The sequence below is a fragment of the Hyphomicrobiales bacterium genome, assembly GCA_002869065.1.
GTDB lineage: Bacteria > Pseudomonadota > Alphaproteobacteria > Rhizobiales > Rhodobiaceae > Rhodobium.
In genome coordinates this window covers 178,249-193,151 of sequence record PKTR01000005.1, presented here as the reverse complement: position 1 = coordinate 193,151, position 14,903 = coordinate 178,249, and the positions used below count along the sequence as shown (strand labels likewise).

Annotated in this window: 12 protein-coding genes; 7 read left to right on the top strand and 5 right to left on the bottom strand. The window is 64.8% G+C overall.

Going from position 1 to position 14,903, the window contains the following annotated elements; translation table 11 throughout:
• Positions 1-423: 423 nt before the first annotated feature.
• A complete protein-coding gene (locus C0606_14880) occupies positions 424-3,300 on the bottom strand; it encodes an excinuclease ABC subunit UvrB (GenBank protein ID PLX36558.1) in 2,877 nt (958 codons plus the stop codon).
• Between the two features lie 234 nt (positions 3,301-3,534).
• Between C0606_14880 and C0606_14875 the strand changes: the two genes are divergently transcribed.
• Positions 3,535-4,431, top strand: a complete 897-nt coding sequence (locus C0606_14875; protein ID PLX36557.1) for a diguanylate cyclase response regulator — start codon at positions 3,535-3,537, stop codon at positions 4,429-4,431.
• Between the two features lie 6 nt (positions 4,432-4,437).
• Here the strand turns inward: C0606_14875 and C0606_14870 are convergent, their stop codons facing one another.
• Together C0606_14870 and C0606_14865 are read right to left on the bottom strand one after the other, a co-directional pair.
• Positions 4,438-5,061, bottom strand: coding sequence for a hypothetical protein (locus tag C0606_14870; GenBank protein ID PLX36556.1), 624 nt, complete (start codon positions 5,059-5,061; stop codon positions 4,438-4,440).
• Between the two features lie 198 nt (positions 5,062-5,259).
• On the bottom strand, positions 5,260-5,670 hold the full coding sequence (locus C0606_14865; protein ID PLX36555.1) for a hypothetical protein: 411 nt from the start codon (positions 5,668-5,670) through the stop codon (positions 5,260-5,262).
• Between the two features lie 284 nt (positions 5,671-5,954).
• Between C0606_14865 and C0606_14860 the strand changes: the two genes are divergently transcribed.
• The 3 genes from C0606_14860 (at position 5,955) to C0606_14850 (ending at position 10,228) form a co-directional block, all read left to right on the top strand.
• Positions 5,955-7,226 (top strand): pyridine nucleotide-disulfide oxidoreductase, encoded by a 1,272-nt coding sequence (locus C0606_14860; GenBank protein ID PLX36554.1) that lies wholly within the window; start codon positions 5,955-5,957, stop codon positions 7,224-7,226.
• A 109-nt stretch (positions 7,227-7,335) separates the two neighbouring features.
• Positions 7,336-8,991, top strand: a complete 1,656-nt coding sequence (locus tag C0606_14855; protein ID PLX36553.1) for a hypothetical protein — start codon at positions 7,336-7,338, stop codon at positions 8,989-8,991.
• A gap of 4 nt (positions 8,992-8,995) precedes the next feature.
• On the top strand, positions 8,996-10,228 hold the full coding sequence (locus tag C0606_14850) for a hypothetical protein (GenBank protein ID PLX36552.1): 1,233 nt from the start codon (positions 8,996-8,998) through the stop codon (positions 10,226-10,228).
• Positions 10,229-10,303: 75 nt separating this feature from the next.
• Here C0606_14850 and C0606_14845 read toward each other — a convergent pair whose 3' ends face one another.
• A complete protein-coding gene (locus C0606_14845; GenBank protein ID PLX36551.1) occupies positions 10,304-10,504 on the bottom strand; it encodes a DUF2892 domain-containing protein in 201 nt (66 codons plus the stop codon).
• A 253-nt stretch (positions 10,505-10,757) separates the two neighbouring features.
• Between C0606_14845 and C0606_14840 the strand changes: the two genes are divergently transcribed.
• A complete protein-coding gene (locus C0606_14840; GenBank protein ID PLX36550.1) occupies positions 10,758-13,277 on the top strand; it encodes a marine proteobacterial sortase target protein in 2,520 nt (839 codons plus the stop codon).
• A 59-nt stretch (positions 13,278-13,336) separates the two neighbouring features.
• Complete coding sequence (locus C0606_14835) at positions 13,337-13,918, top strand: class GN sortase (protein PLX36620.1); 582 nt, start codon at positions 13,337-13,339, stop codon at positions 13,916-13,918.
• Here the strand turns inward: C0606_14835 and C0606_14830 are convergent.
• Positions 13,893-14,450, bottom strand: a complete 558-nt coding sequence (locus tag C0606_14830) for a hypothetical protein (GenBank protein PLX36549.1) — start codon at positions 14,448-14,450, stop codon at positions 13,893-13,895. The two genes, C0606_14835 and C0606_14830, sit on opposite strands and share 26 nt — an antisense overlap.
• A gap of 111 nt (positions 14,451-14,561) precedes the next feature.
• Here C0606_14830 and C0606_14825 point away from each other — a divergent pair, with 111 nt between their 5' ends.
• Positions 14,562-14,882, top strand: coding sequence for a hypothetical protein (locus C0606_14825; GenBank protein ID PLX36548.1), 321 nt, complete (start codon positions 14,562-14,564; stop codon positions 14,880-14,882).
• The last annotated feature ends 21 nt before the right edge of the window (positions 14,883-14,903 follow it).

Genomic DNA, 14,903 nt, shown 5'->3' with positions numbered 1-14,903 from the left:
TCTCGATACACGGGACGGGAACGGGGTTTCGATGCTGCGCGGAAATATGACGCGTTGCGAAACCGTCGACCGGCGGGCCGGTCCGTCGACACCCGATGAGCGAGGCACACTGGCCGCCCATCGGACGGCAGACGCGAATATTAACATATACTAATTTACTAATTCAATCCTCTTCGACGTGTTGCCCGCCAAAGCCATGGTTGAATTCAAGAAAAACGCTAAAAGGATACGGTTTTCGCAAGCCAATCTCGCATGTGCGAGCAAGAAATCTTGCGCTTGCGAAGAAACGATTCAAGTGCATCCGGAAGTGAGGGGGCTAAACTTTGTGCGGCGCACAATTCTACCCGGAGGTGGAATGAATTTCCGGCCGTATAGAGGGCGCCGCCGACGCTTTCGTGCGTATTTCTCTGCCTGACGTATGGGTCAGCGCCCCGGTCGTCCGGTCTTGCCCTTGCCGCGCTTCTTCTGCTTCTCGTCGGCGGGATCTTCATAGGACCCTGTGCCGACCTGGTGGCGGCGCACTGGCGCAGGATTGTCTCCGCCGAGGGGCTTCTCCGTCCGGCCGATGGTCATTTCGTCGAGTGTGTTTTTGCGGACCTTCTTGCTTGGGCTGAGTTGGCTTTCGCTCACGGTCGAACGCTCGCTATCGCTCGCTGACCTCCGCCGGGGCGGCGCATCAGCGCCGGCGCCCGGTCGGGCTTGCGGGCCTGCGGCCCGGTTCTTCGCTCCTGAACCTTTGCTCGGGAGATTGGCGGCGGAGCCGTATTTCTTGTCGCCGCGATAGCCGCCGGTGCGGTCGTCGATCGCCGCCTGGCGGGCCATCGGGTCGTCGGCGACGGCAAGCTCGGTTTCCTGCAGCCGCTTGATTTCGTCGCGCAGCCGGGCGGCCGTCTCGAATTCGAGGTCGGCGGCGGCGTCGCGCATGCGCTTTTCGAGATCGGCGATATGGGCCTGCAGATTGTGGCCGACCAGCGCGCCGCCATCCTCGGCGAAGCCGGTGTCGACGGTGACGTGATCCTGCTCATAGACCGAGTGGAGAATGTCGCCGATGGCCTTCTTGACCGATTCCGGCGTGATGCCGTGCTCGGTGTTGTAGGCGACCTGCTTCTCGCGCCGGCGGTCGGTTTCGGCGATCGCCCGTTCCATCGAGCCGGTCATGTTGTCGGCGTAAAGAATCACCCGGCCGTCGACGTTGCGGGCGGCACGGCCGATGGTCTGGATCAGCGAGGTTTCCGAGCGCAGGAAGCCTTCCTTGTCGGCATCGAGAATGGCGACCAGCGCGCATTCGGGGATGTCGAGCCCCTCGCGCAACAGGTTGATGCCGACCAGCACGTCGAAGGCGCCGAGCCGCAGATCGCGGATGATCTCGATGCGCTCGATGGTGTCGATGTCGGAGTGCATGTAGCGCACCCGCACGCCCTGTTCGTGCAGGTATTCGGTCAAATCCTCGGCCATGCGCTTGGTCAGCGTGGTGACGAGTGCGCGATAGCCGGCCCTGGCGGTGTCCTTGACCTCGCCGAGCAGGTCGTCGACCTGGGTCTTGGCCGGGCGGATTTCGACAGGCGGATCGATCAGGCCGGTCGGGCGGATGACCTGTTCGACGAAGACGCCGCCGCTCTGGTCCATTTCCCAGCCGCCTGGTGTCGCCGAGACGCAGGTCGTCTGCGGCCGCATGGCGTCCCATTCCTCAAACCGCAGCGGCCGGTTGTCCATGCACGATGGCAGGCGGAAGCCGTATTCCGCCAGCGTCGCCTTGCGACGGAAGTCGCCGCGATACATGCCGCCGAGCTGGCCGATGGTGACGTGGCTTTCGTCGATAAAGACCAGCGCGTTGTCGGGCAGGTATTCGAACATGGTCGGCGGCGGCTCGCCCGGCTTGCGGCCGGTGAGGTAGCGCGAATAGTTCTCGATGCCGGCGCAGGAACCGGTCGCCTCGAGCATTTCGAGGTCGTAACGGGTGCGCTGGTCGAGGCGCTGGGCCTCGAGCAGGCGGCCGGCAGCCTCGAGTTCGGCGAGCCGGTGCTTGAGCTCTTCCTTGATCGCCTTGGTCGCCTGATTGAGCGTCGGGCGCGGCGTCACATAGTGCGAGTTGGCGTAGACCTTGACCGATTTCAGCTCGCCGCTCTTCCTGCCGGTGAGGGGATCGAACTCGACGATGGAATCGATCTCGTCGCCGAACAGCGAGACGCGCCAGGCGCGGTCTTCAAGGTGGGCCGGGAACAGTTCGATGGTGTCGCCGCGCACCCGGAAGGTGCCGCGGATGAAATTGGCGTCGGAGCGGCGGTATTGAAGCGCCACCAGATCGGCGAGCAGCTGCCGCTGGTCGATGCGCTCGCCGACCTCGATGGCAAAGGTCATCGCGGTATAGGTCTCGACCGAGCCGATACCGTAGATGCACGACACCGAGGCGATGATGATGACGTCGTCGCGTTCCAGCACGGCGCGCGTCGCCGAGTGGCGCATGCGGTCGATCTGCTCGTTTACCGAGGATTCCTTCTCGATATAGGTGTCGGTGCGCGGGACATAGGCTTCCGGCTGGTAGTAGTCGTAATAGGAGACGAAATACTCGACCGCGTTGTCCGGGAAGAACTGCTTGAACTCGCCGTAGAGCTGGGCGGCGAGTGTCTTGTTGGGCGCCAAAATAAGCGCCGGGCGCTGGGTCGCCTCGATCACCTTGGCCATGGTGAATGTCTTGCCCGAACCGGTGACGCCGAGCAGCACCTGGGTCGCCTCGCCATCGTTGATGCCGGCGGTCAGGTCCTCGATCGCCTGGGGCTGGTCGCCACGCGGTTCGAATTCCGAGACCAGCCGGATCGGCACGCCGCCTTCGGATTTTTGCGGCCGTTCCGGCCGGTGCGGCTTCCACACGTCGCCCTGCAGTTCGGGGCGGCCATGCTCGATCAGCTTCGACAGGGCGTCGACCGTGGCCGTCACGCCGGCATTCGAGATGCTGCCGGCGTCCTCGAGGGATACGTCGAGCCCGGCGACCGGGTTGAGGCCGCCCTTGGCGCGGGCCTTGGCGGTGGCCTTGCCGCCCATCGAGGTGCCGCGCGCCGTCTTGACGGGCTTATCGGCGGCTTTTTTCGGCTTGCTCGCCTTCTTGGCCGCCGGCCGCGAGGCGATGTCTTCCGGCGCATCGGCTGCCTCGGCGATGTCGCGCGCCCACTCCGAAATCGCGCCGCCGAGCGGTTCGCCGGTCAGCGGCGCCTGTGGCGCTTCACCGAAGCCGGGCGGGGAATCGGTTTCCGTCCGCGCTGCGGATGTGCTGCCGTCGCGGGTTGATTTGGGAGATCGGGCCATGGGGCGAATATGGCGCGAGTCCGGCATTGTGAAAAGGGGCGTTGTGGCGAGGACCGCGAGCGGCGGATGCGGCCGGCTATCCCGATTTCGGCTTGTCGGTCGATCGTGACGCCGGGCGGTAAGTCTTCGTTCACCGTGTCGCGGATTGGGGTGGGAAAAAATGCGTATTTTTAGGTGCAATTAAGCGTGTCCCCCTAACTTGCCGGTAACGAAAAACGAGGAAGCCAAAAGGCAATGGACGTACTGCTGGTAGAGCCTTCGCGCGTCGGGCTCAGCATTCTTGGCAAGATGCTGGAGCGGCGCGGCGATGTGGTTCACCCTTTTCAGGATGGGGTGGAAGCGCTTGCGTTCCTGCGCAAGACGCCCGGCGTCGATGTGATCATCACCAGTTTCGAAACCAAGACGATCTGTGGCCTGGAGCTGTGCTGGGAAGCGCGCGTCCTGTCGGAAAGCCGTGGCCCGATCCATGTCATCGTCATGTCGGCGGATCGCGAGGACGCCAAACTGATCGAGGCGCTCGACAGCGGCGCGGATGATTTTTTTCACAAGCCGCCGATCGAGGCGGAGCTGAACGCGCGCCTTCGTGCCGCGGAACGGATGGTGCGCACGCAGAAGGAAATCCTGCGCATGGCGCAGACCGATCCGCTGACCGGCGCATACAACCGGCGCTTCTTCTTCGATCGGATGCGGGCCGAGATCGAGGAGGGCGGCGGACGGCCGCTGTCGCTCGTGATGCTCGATATCGATCACTTCAAGTCGGTGAACGACCGCTACGGGCACGATGTCGGCGATCTGGTGATCTGCCAGGTGGCGGGACAGTTTGCGCGCCGCGAAGGCGTGTTCGGCCGCATCGGCGGTGAGGAGTTCGCCTGGCTGCTGCCGGACTGCGACGAGGCGCAGGCGGTGGAGAAGGCAGAAGCCGTTCGCCGTATTATCGAGAGAACGCCGGTCTCGTCGGATCAGGGGCGTTTTTCGGTGACGTCGAGTTTCGGTGTTGCCGCGCTCGGTCCCGGTATGGGGCTGGCGGAACTCAGCAAGCGCGCCGATATGGCCCTGTATGAAGCCAAGCGGTCGGGACGCAATTGCATCGGTCTCGGCTCGCAGGTCGAACCTCGCAGGCTCAGCGCCTGACGGGCGTTATCCCGCACTTGGATGGATGATCGGTCGATAGCCGGCGTTGAGCGCGGCGACTATGGGACGTGGCGTCATGACGGAGACCGGCACCCCGGTCGGGCGCCGTTCCGCAGGGCCGTAGCCGGCCGGCGAATAGGGCAGAAGGCGGTCGCCGAGGACGAGGAAAGCGTCGTCCGGCCCATCTCCGGCGATGAAGGTGCCATCGGGCAAGTCGTCGATGGGGGCGGTGTGGCGGATCTGCCGCCGCCGGCGGCCGTCGATGCGGGCCTTGTGCAAATGGCGGTCGAGGTCGCCGGCCTTCGGGATCTCGCCGCCATGAACCTGCTGCCACAGCGCTAGGAAATGCTTCAGGTCGGCACGGCGGCATTCGCCGCAGGGGCGGTGCCCGGCCGCCAGCGCCACCGCCTCATCGAGGAAGAAGAGCTCAGTGTAGCGGCCGGGGCGCATCAGCTCGCGTCGCCGGCCCTTGAAAGCGGTGACGCAGGAGATCCAGTGCGGATGGGTCCAGCGGGCCACGCCCAGTGTCCGGTCGGTTCCGTGCAGGATACCGCGATTGCCCATCATGAGGCCGCGGTGGGGCGTGGCGATGATCTCATTGGCCGGGGTTACCCGGTTTTGCAGCGGCATGGTCGATCCCTCCCCCAGGCAACGGCGTTTGGAACGGCATCGTCCCGCCGCTCTAACAATTTATTTCCGCATCGGGCGGTTGCGAAAACCGGTTCCCCCTTTTACCGGCCGGCGCAACCCGAAATCGGATTGCACGGGTAGGGCTTTCGCCAGGCAGGCGACATTGGGGCGGGGTAGGGCTGGCGGCGCTGGCGGCGGTCACCGCCCGATGGCGTCGAGCCCTTCCTCGATATAGTCGGCGAGCATGGTCATGCCGAGCAGGTAGCGCGACGTCGACCCCTGCGCCCGGCCGGCAGCGTCCGATACGGCGCTCTCCCAGTCATTGGCATCGTAGTCGCCGCGGCCGATCCAGACGATGGCGACAAGCTCGGAGGCTTCGTCGACATTGAGGTCGTCGATAAGTTCCTTGAGCTCTTCGCGGGTCAGGTTTTCCGATTCTTCCTCGCGCAAACCTTCGTGGGCATGGGTGTCGCTGAGGTTTTGAGTGTCGAACTCGACTTCGTGCTCGTGACCGTCTTCGAACGTGTCGTCGACCGCCGACGCGATGGCACGTGCCTTCTGGGCGAACAATCGGACGGTATCGGGATCAATGGTGATGTCGACCGCCATGACCTGGCTCCCTTGGTTTGTTGTTTTTGGGCGGTAGCGAGACGCGCCATTCACGAAATGTCTGCCGAATTCGCGCGGCGATGCGCCATCGGCGTTTGTGCCTCCAATCTTACGCAGCTTCAGCTCTGAGAAAAGAGGCAAAAGGGTGGTGATATGACGAATGTCCACCCCCATGCTCCTGTTGTATATGTTTGAATTCGAAAGTAGTGAACATTAAGGTGTGCAAATGCTCGCCGTGACGGGGCATTTGTAAAAACACAGTTCAGTTGGGGAAAGGAAACATCATGGCACATATTGTTGTGCTCGGGGGAGGCATTGGCGGTATCTCCGCGGCCTATGAGGTTCGCCAGGCGCTTCGCCGGGAACATCAGGTCACGGTCATTTCCAAGGTCCCTTACTTCCAGTTCACGCCGTCCAACCCGTGGGTTGCGGTGAAATGGCGGAGCAAGAAAGACATAACGATCGATCTCGCTCCGGTGCTTGGCAAGCACAAGATCGACTTCATTTGCAGCGCCGCGACCAAGCTTCATGCCGACGACAACAAGGTCGAGCTGGAGAACGGCGACAGCGTTGCCTACGATTACCTGATCATCGCGACCGGTCCGGAACTCGCCTTCGACGAAATCGAGGGCCTCGGTCCCGACGGCTACACCGCGTCGATCTGCGACGTCGAGCACGCCACCTCTGCTTCCAACAAGTGGGAAAAGTTCTGCGCCGATCCGGGTCCGATCGTCGTTGGCGCCGTTCAGGGCGCGTCGTGCTACGGCCCGGCCTACGAATTCGCGCTGATCATGGACACCGACCTGCGCAAGCGCCGCCTCCGCGACAAGGTGCCGATGACCTTCGTTACTGCGGAGCCCTATCCGGGCCATCTCGGCCTCGGCGGCGTCGGCGACACCAAGAGCCTGCTCGAATCGGGCTTCCGCGAGCGTCATATCCGCTGGATCTGCAATGCCAAGGTCGACAAGGTCGAAGACGGCACAATGCATGTCAGCGAGCACAATGACGACGGCTCGGTGAAACAGACGCACGAGTTGCCGTTCAAGTACTCGATGATGCTGCCGGCCTTCCGCGGCATCGGCGCGGTGCGCGGCATCGACGGTCTGGTCAATCCGCGCGGCTTCATCGTCGTCGACAAGCACCAGCGCAACCCGAAGTATCCGAACATCTTCGGCGTCGGCGTCTGCATCGCGATCGCGCCGCTCGAATCGACCCCGGTTCCGGTCGGTGTGCCGAAGACCGGCTACATGATCGAGAGCATGGTGACGGCGACGGCGCTCAACATCGCCGAGATCATCGCCAACCAGCAGCCGACGCATGAAGCGACGTGGAACGCGATCTGCCTCGCTGACTTCGGCGATACCGGCATTGCCTTCGTGGCGCTGCCGCAGAACCCGCCGCGCAACGTCAACTGGTCGTCGAGCGGCCGCTGGGTGCACCTGGCGAAGATCGCCTTCGAGAAGTACTTCCTGCGCAAGGTCCGCAAGGGATCGACCGAGCCGTACTTCGAAAAGGTCGTGCTGCAGATCCTCGATATCGGCAAGCTGAAGCGCTAGCCGCGGCTAGCCGGCGCGGATGCCGGCAGGATGAACAACGAAGCGGCGGACCGGCGGGTTCGCCGCTTCTTTTTTTGCCTGAACGCCGGTGTCGTGCGGCCCGCGCGGTATGCCATCGCGTTCTGTTGCGCGTCCCGCCCCTGGTTCCGATATCTCTTTGCCTGGTGCCCGGTTATTGCCTGAATGGGTCGGCATGAATGCGGTGTTATTCTGCCATTCATGGTCGGTTCAGCCCGCCGGCGTCATCTATCGGGCATGTCCTGACCGAACACGGCAGCGACCGGGCGCTGGTCCTGGTGCGGGTCCCGAGCGATGGGGCCGGAACTGCCGGCGGCGGGGGGAAGGAGATCCTATGGTCCGACACGAGACGATCACGGCGCTCAAGCGCTTCGGTATGGGGCCGTCGGCGAATGACGCCCTTACCATCGACGGCCATGCCCGCGAGTGGTTGTTGCAGCAATGCGACGATCCGGATGTGGCGTTGATCGAGGACAGCCGGACACAGGGCTCGGATGCGCTCTATCGGAGCTTCATCGGCTTTCGCCAGATGGAGCGGGAACAGGGCGGGCGTGACGATGCGACGGCCGGGATGCAGGGTAAGCAAGCCGGTGACAGGAGCGCAGAGGCGCAGCGCATGGAGCGCAAGCTCGCCCGCGCGAACAACCCTGCCTTCAGCGTCTATCGCCAGGAGGCGGAGTTGCGGGTGGCCAAGGTCGTGCGTACGCCGGCGCCGTTCGTCGAACGTCTGGTGACATTCTGGGCCGATCATTTCTGCGTCTCCGCACAGCACAGCGGGCGGATTCGTGTCCTCACCGGTGCCAATGAACGTGAGGCGATCCGGCCCAACGTGCTCGGCAGCTTCCGCGAGATGCTGCATGCGTCGGCCCGCCATCCGGCGATGCTGCTCTATCTCGAAAACGCCCGGTCGCGCGGCCCGAATTCGGTCGCCGGCCAGCGCGGCGGCAACGGCCTCAACGAGAACCTCGCCCGCGAAATCCTTGAACTGCATACGCTGGGCGTCGATGGCGGTTACAGCCAGGACGACGTCACCAATTTCGCCCGCATCCTGACCGGGTGGTCGGTCCGCAAGTTCAAGCATCCGCTTGGCGGCCAGTTCGTGTTTCACAAGAACTGGCATGAGCCGGGCGCGTTTCCGCTGCTTGGCAAGACTTATGATCAGGACGGGATGGAGAAAGGCGTTGCCGCGCTGGACGATCTCGCCCGTCATCCTTCGACGGCGCGGCACGTCGCCGACAAGCTCGTCGCCTATTTCGGCAATGGCACGCCGATCCCCGCGCTGTCGAAACGGCTGGCGACGCTGTTCATGGACACCGACGGAGATCTGATGTCGATGTCCCGCGCGCTGGTGCTGGCCGACGAGTTGTGGGAGCAGCCGGCGTCGAAACTGCTGTCGCCCTACGAGATGATGGTGGCCGCAGGCCGGGCACTTGACTGGGTACCGGGCGGCAACGAGATCGTGCGGGCGCTGAACCTGCTCGGCCAGCCGATATGGGGACCACCGTCGCCGGCCGGCTGGCCCGATGACAGCACGACGTGGCTGGCTGCCGACGCGCTTCTGGAGCGGCTCGACTGGGCCGATCAGATTGCCTCGGAACGGGCCGAAGCCGTCGACGTGCGGCAATTGGCCGATGCCCTGTTCGGCCCCGCGCTGACCGACTACACCGCGCAGGCACTCAGACGTGCCGAAAGCCGCCAGCAGGCGCTGGCATTGCTGTTGATGAGCCCCGAGTTCCAGAGGAGGTAATCGGATGACCGGTTTTTCCGTCAATCGCCGAGAGGTTCTTGCCGGTGTCGGTAGCCTTGTCGCCTGGACGCAGGTGCCGCGCATCGCCCACGCTGCGCCGGGTCGCGACCCCCGCCTGCTCACCATCGTGCTGCGCGGTGGTCTCGACGGGCTGTCGACCGTCGAGCCCGTCGGCGATCCCGACTATGCCCGGGTGCGCGCGGGGCTGACGCTGGCCGAGGCGGGTATCAAAGGCATTCCGCTCGATTCCCTGTTCGCGCTCAATCCGAAGATGCCGACACTCGGCAAGCTGTATGCCAGGGGCGAGGCGCTGATCGTTCACGCGACGGCGACGCCCTATCGCGCACGGTCGCATTTCGATGCCCAGGATATTCTCGAAAGCGGCAATGTCCGCCCGAAGCTGACCGGCAGCGGCTGGATGAATCGGGCCTTGCAGGCTGTCACGCCCGGCGATGCGGTCGAGCCGCAAAAGGCGTTCGCGATCGGGGCGCAGGTGCCGCTGATCATGAAGGGCAAGGCGCCGGTGCTGAACTGGGTGCCGCCGGGCTTCAGTGATGCGTCGCCGGACACCAAGATGCGGCTGCTCGACATCTACCGCCATGTCGATCCGCAGCTTGCCGACGTGATGCAGGAAGGACTCGACCTCGACGATATGCTGGGCGGCGAGGCGGCCGTGACGAAGACCATGCGCAAAGCGCGCGGGATGACCGAAAACGCCCGGGCGAGAACTTTCCGGGTCGCCGGCAGTGTTGCCGGCAAGGCGCTCGCCGGCGCCAACGGTCCGCGCATCGGTGCGTTCGATCTGACGGGTTGGGATACCCACGTTGCCGAACGGCCCGCCAATGGCCGGCTGGCCCAGCTGCTCGAGGGCCTCGACGGGATGATCGACGCGCTGCACCAGGAGATGCGGCCGGTGTGGGCCGATACCGCGGTGATCATCGTGACCGAGTTCGGGCGCACCGTCGCCATGAACGGCAACAAGGGCACGGATCATGGCACGGGCACGCTCGCCTTCGTCCTCGGCGGTGCTGTGCGCGGTGGCCGGGTGGTCAGCGACTGGCCGGGCTTGTCGAGAAAGGCGCTTTTCGAGGAGCGCGACCTGATGCCGACGACCGATCTGCGCAGCGTGCTGAAAGGCGTATTGCGCGACCATCTCGATGTGTCGGAGCGGGCGCTCGCCGAGACGATCTTCCCCGAAAGCCGCGCCGTTCGGGCGCTGGACGGGTTGATGGTCTGACCCGTTCGGGCCGGGAACAAAAAAACGCCGCGCGGGATTTGCGCGGCGTTTTTGTTTTTCAGGGGCGGTTCGTGATTAGAACGCCGCGCCCGGGCGCACACCCATCTTCTTCAGGATCAGGGCGAGCGGGCAGAAACCGGTGAACGACGCCTGAAGCAGGTTGGCGCCGACGAAGGCGGTCAGCCACAGGAAGTTGACATTGACGTAGATGGCGAGCAGGACGGAAGCGAGGATCACGACGCCTGCGAAGGCCATCACCATGCGATCGATGGACATGGACGGGGCTCCTTATTTCATCAAATTCTAATACAAAGCGGTCGCGCCTCTTACCAAGCAAGCCGCACCCTTGTAAAGGCGAAGGCGACCCCGCTCCCCGCGCACGCGCGCAGTGCCGCAAAGATTACCACGAACACACTATGGCCACGAAATATGTCCCTGAGCGCCCCATTGCCGGCCCTCACTGGTCCCATTCGCATGTCTCAATGGTCGTCGGACCGGGGACGACGTGAGACGACGAGAGGGATCGACCATGCAGAGGGCGCACGACAGGATTTCGGTCGGGGCACGATGGGCCGGGGATTTCAGGAATTCGCAGGACCGTATTCAGGACGGTTCGCCGGGACGAGCCGTGGAAGGACGCGTGGCGGGTCCGCGTTGGATGCGCGGCCTTCAGCGCCGTGGAGCGTTGATGCGCGCGGCCATGCTGGCGCTTGCCGTCGTGCTCGGCGGAACGTCTGTGGTCGCGCCGGCATTCGCCGCCGGCGATGTGGCGAGCGGTACATCAGACACCGCGCCTCGGCTTGCGCTCGTCAAGCCGGGCGACATGAAGGGCGGTGCGTTGCTTCTGCCGGCGCAGGAAGACGGGCGCTATGTCGTTGCCCCGCTGGTCGCGACCGATGTCGCCGTGTCGATCTCCGGGCCGATTGCGCGCACCGTCGTCACGCAGCGTTTCACCAATCCGACCGGCGGCTGGGTGGAAGGGCTCTACGTCTTTCCGCTGCCGGAGACGTCTGCCGTCGACACGCTGAAGATGCGGATCGGCGACCGCTTCATCGAAGGTGAGATCAAGCCGCGCGGCGAGGCGCGGGCGATTTATGAGAAGGCCAAGCAGGAAGGCCGCAAGGCGAGCCTGCTGGAGCAGGAGCGGGCCAACCTCTTCACCAATTCGGTCGCCAATATCGGCCCCGGCGAAACCATCGTCGTGCAGATCGAATATCAGGAGACGGTGCGCCGTTCGCAGGGCGTCTTCTCGCTGCGCGTGCCGCTGGTCGTGGCACCGCGCTACAGCCCGAAGCCGGTCGTTCACACGGTGAAATTCGACAATGATGGCGGTTGGGCAAGCGGCACCGATCCGGTGCCCGATCGTGATCGAATCGACCCGCCGGTGCTCGATCCGGCGGACAATCCGAAGACCAATCCGGTGACGCTGAGCGTCGACATCAAGGCGGGCTTTGCACTCGGCGAGGTCAAGAGCGCGACCCATACGCTGTCGCGCGAAACGCTCGGCGACGACCATATCCGTGTCACACTGGCCGACGAGACGGTACCGGCGGACCGGGATTTCGAGCTGAGCTGGTCGGCGAAGGCCGACATGGCGCCCACTGCCGGCCTGTTCCGCGAGCGCGTCGACGGCAAGGACTATCTGCTTGCCTTCGTCATGCCGCCGCAGGTTCCGGAAAACCGCATGGCGATCCCGCCGCGCGAGATGATCTTCGTGGTCGACACGTCGGGCTCGATGGCCGGCCTGTCGATGGCGCAGGCGCGGGCGAGTCTTGGTTTCGCGCTCGATCAGCTGCGCCCCGGCGACCGCTTCAACATCATTCGCTTCTCTAACGACTATGAGCAGCTCTTCCCGGCCGCGATGCCGGCCGACAAGGCGCATCTCGACACAGCGATGCGCTTCGTCGAAAAACTCGATGCCAATGGCGGCACGGAGATGCTGTCGGCGCTGCAGGCGGCATTCGTCGACGACAATGCCGGCGACAGCAGCACGGTCCGTCAGGTTGTCTTCCTGACCGATGGCGCGATCGGCAACGAGACGCAGCTGTTCGAGGCGATCAACCGGCTGCGTGGCCGCTCGCGGGTGTTCACGGTCGGCATCGGCTCGGCGCCGAACACCTTCTTCATGAACCGGGCGGCAGAAATCGGCCGTGGCACCTTCACCCATATCGACTCGGTGTCCGAAGTCCTGTTCCGCATGAACGAGCTGTTCGCCAAGCTGCGTAACCCGGTCATCACCGATTTGCAGGCGGAGGTGCGCGGCGGCACGCTCGATGACATCACCCCGGACGCCCTGCCGGATCTCTATCTGGGCGAACCGATCGTGCTGACGGCGCAGACCGAGACGTTGCGCGGTACGCTGGCGCTGAGCGGCACCTATCGCGGCCAGCCGTGGCGGCTCGATCTGCCGCTCGCCAAGGCCGCCGAAGGGTCGGGCATCGGCAAATTGTGGGCGCGGCGCAAGATTGCCGATCTCGAGATCGAGCGGGCGGCTACGCGGCAGCCGGCAACCATCGATACGGGTATCGAGCGGGTGGCGATGACCCATCATCTGGTCAGCCGCAAGACGAGCCTCGTTGCCGTCGACGTGACGCCTAGCCGGCCGGCCGGCGAGCAGATTTCGAGTGCCGAGGTGCCGCTCAACCTGCCGCATGGCTGGGTTTACGACAAGGTGTTCGGCGGCCCGGATGCTCCCGCCGGCACACCGACCGATACGGGGCCTCGTCAGCCGAATCCGGTCGGCCAGCCGACGCCGCAGCGCGATGCGGAAGCGCCGGCTGCAGAACAGGCGGCCTATGCCAAGCTTGCGATGGCGCGTGGCGCGCCCAACATGGCCGCACCGACGGGTGCTGGCGTCATGTCGCTCGGCTCGGTTTCCAAGCGCGCCGTTCTGTTGCCGCAGACCGCGACCCCGGCCGACCGCAAGATCATCATCGGTCTGGTCATGCTGCTGTTCGCGGCGATGGCGACCGTGGTCGGCATGATGTGGCACCGGCTTGCCGCCAGTATTGAGGCAGGAGCGCCGAATGTTCGGCGGCGGGACTGGTGATGCGCGCGAATACACATATCGGGCAGCGCCTACGGGCGCTGTCGCCGTTCGGGTGGGTGATGGCCGGCATAGTCGCAGCCTCGGCATTGGCCGGTCTGGTGCTGATCGGCGAAGGCGTCTTTATCAAGGCGAAAGCCGCGCTGGCGCAGGTTCTGCTCGACGACGCGTTCGAGCGCTCGAAGCGGGACGGGATGCCGGTGCGGGCGTGGCCCTGGGCCGATACCTGGCCGGTGGCGCGGCTGACGGTGCCGAGGTTGAAACGTTCGGCGATCGTGCTTTCGGGCGGCAACGGCGAGGCGCTGGCCTTCGGGCCCGGCCATCTGCTCAACACGGCAGAAGTGGGCGAGGACGGTACGGCGGTCTTCGCCGCCCACCGGGACACCCATTTCGCGTTTCTCGCCGATGTCCGGCCCGATGATGTGATCGAGGTCGAGCGTGGCGACGGGCACCGCTTTCGCTACCGGGTGACCGGCTCACGGGTGGTGAAGTGGAATGCGTCGGGGATCGATGCGGCGGCCGAGGGTTCGCACCTTGCGCTGTCGACCTGCTGGCCGATCGGCGCGCTCGGTCCGGGCGATGAACGCCTCGTGGTCGATGCCGAACTCGACCCGACCGTTACGGCGACCGTGGCGAATCCCTGAGCCCTTCGAGCGCGGCCTTCACGGTGTCAGGACCGGCGACGTCGGGGATCACCATGCGGCGCCCGTCGGTGCGCCGGATCACCAGCGTGGCGACATCGAAAAGGTGGCCGGCAAGGCCGCGCCGCAAACGTACCGAATGGATGATGGTTGCCGGAATGTGCGTTGGATGGCCGGCCGGGCTGCGCCGCGCCAGCACGTGGTCATCGTACAACGCGATGTGGATCGACCGCCAGCGGAAGAAGGCATAGGCGATCAAGAGTGGCGGCGCGACCGTGCCGACCAGCAAGAGCAGGCGTGCGATGGAGCCGCTGCCGCCGCCGGAAATCCAGGTCACGCCCCAGCCCCCGAGATAGAGTACGCCGATGACGAGCGCCGGCAGGAACAGGCTCCAATGGGCGCGGAACACGCGAAGCGGGCGCGGGTGTTCGTCGCGCTCCGGGGTGCTCGTCGGTGTGTCGGCGGATGTGCCCTTCGTCATGGTTGAACGATAGTGGATCGCGCGCCGCGATGCCATCGGCTTGGCGGTCGACACAGCGCTGCGGCAATGCGATGGTCAATTGTTGCCAGCGGGTTTCAAACCGCCGGCCGCGCCCCCACATATTCGGGTATGTCGCGCATTTGTGAGAGACACGGGAGCCGCATCATGCTTCGCACCAGTCTTGCCGTTCTGGGCCTTGTTCTTTTCGGGATTTCCGGCGCTGCCGCGGCGGACGCCAACGCGGTCAAGGGATTGATCGTCGAGCGTTGCGCGGATTGCCACGAAGTGCCGGGGCTCGACACCAAGCCTGCCGATGTCGGCGCGCCGACCTTCACGTCGATCGGCTGGGATCGGGAAACCTACACCGAGGCCAGAATCCGGCAATCGCTGCAGAAGACCCATTGGCCGATGCAGCAATTCATCCTGTCGCCGAGCGACATAAACGCGCTGGTGGCCTATTTCGATACGCTGAGGCCCGGGCAATAGAGGTCGGCCAATAAGGATTGG

What these genes read in the sequence shown, in the direction of transcription:
- C0606_14880 (PLX36558.1), bottom strand. Translation starts at nt 3,300, where the DNA reads ATGGCCCGATCTCCCAAATCAACCCGCGACGGCAGCACATCCGCAGCG.
- C0606_14875 (PLX36557.1), top strand. Translation starts at nt 3,535, where the DNA reads ATGGACGTACTGCTGGTAGAGCCTTCGCGCGTCGGGCTCAGCATTCTT.
- C0606_14870 (PLX36556.1), bottom strand. Translation starts at nt 5,061, where the DNA reads ATGCCGCTGCAAAACCGGGTAACCCCGGCCAATGAGATCATCGCCACG.
- C0606_14865 (PLX36555.1), bottom strand. Translation starts at nt 5,670, where the DNA reads ATGGCGGTCGACATCACCATTGATCCCGATACCGTCCGATTGTTCGCC.
- C0606_14860 (PLX36554.1), top strand. Translation starts at nt 5,955, where the DNA reads ATGGCACATATTGTTGTGCTCGGGGGAGGCATTGGCGGTATCTCCGCG.
- C0606_14855 (PLX36553.1), top strand. Translation starts at nt 7,336, where the DNA reads ATGCCATCGCGTTCTGTTGCGCGTCCCGCCCCTGGTTCCGATATCTCT.
- C0606_14850 (PLX36552.1), top strand. Translation starts at nt 8,996, where the DNA reads ATGACCGGTTTTTCCGTCAATCGCCGAGAGGTTCTTGCCGGTGTCGGT.
- C0606_14845 (PLX36551.1), bottom strand. Translation starts at nt 10,504, where the DNA reads ATGTCCATCGATCGCATGGTGATGGCCTTCGCAGGCGTCGTGATCCTC.
- C0606_14840 (PLX36550.1), top strand. Translation starts at nt 10,758, where the DNA reads ATGCAGAGGGCGCACGACAGGATTTCGGTCGGGGCACGATGGGCCGGG.
- C0606_14835 (PLX36620.1), top strand. Translation starts at nt 13,337, where the DNA reads ATGGCCGGCATAGTCGCAGCCTCGGCATTGGCCGGTCTGGTGCTGATC.
- C0606_14825 (PLX36548.1), top strand. Translation starts at nt 14,562, where the DNA reads ATGCTTCGCACCAGTCTTGCCGTTCTGGGCCTTGTTCTTTTCGGGATT.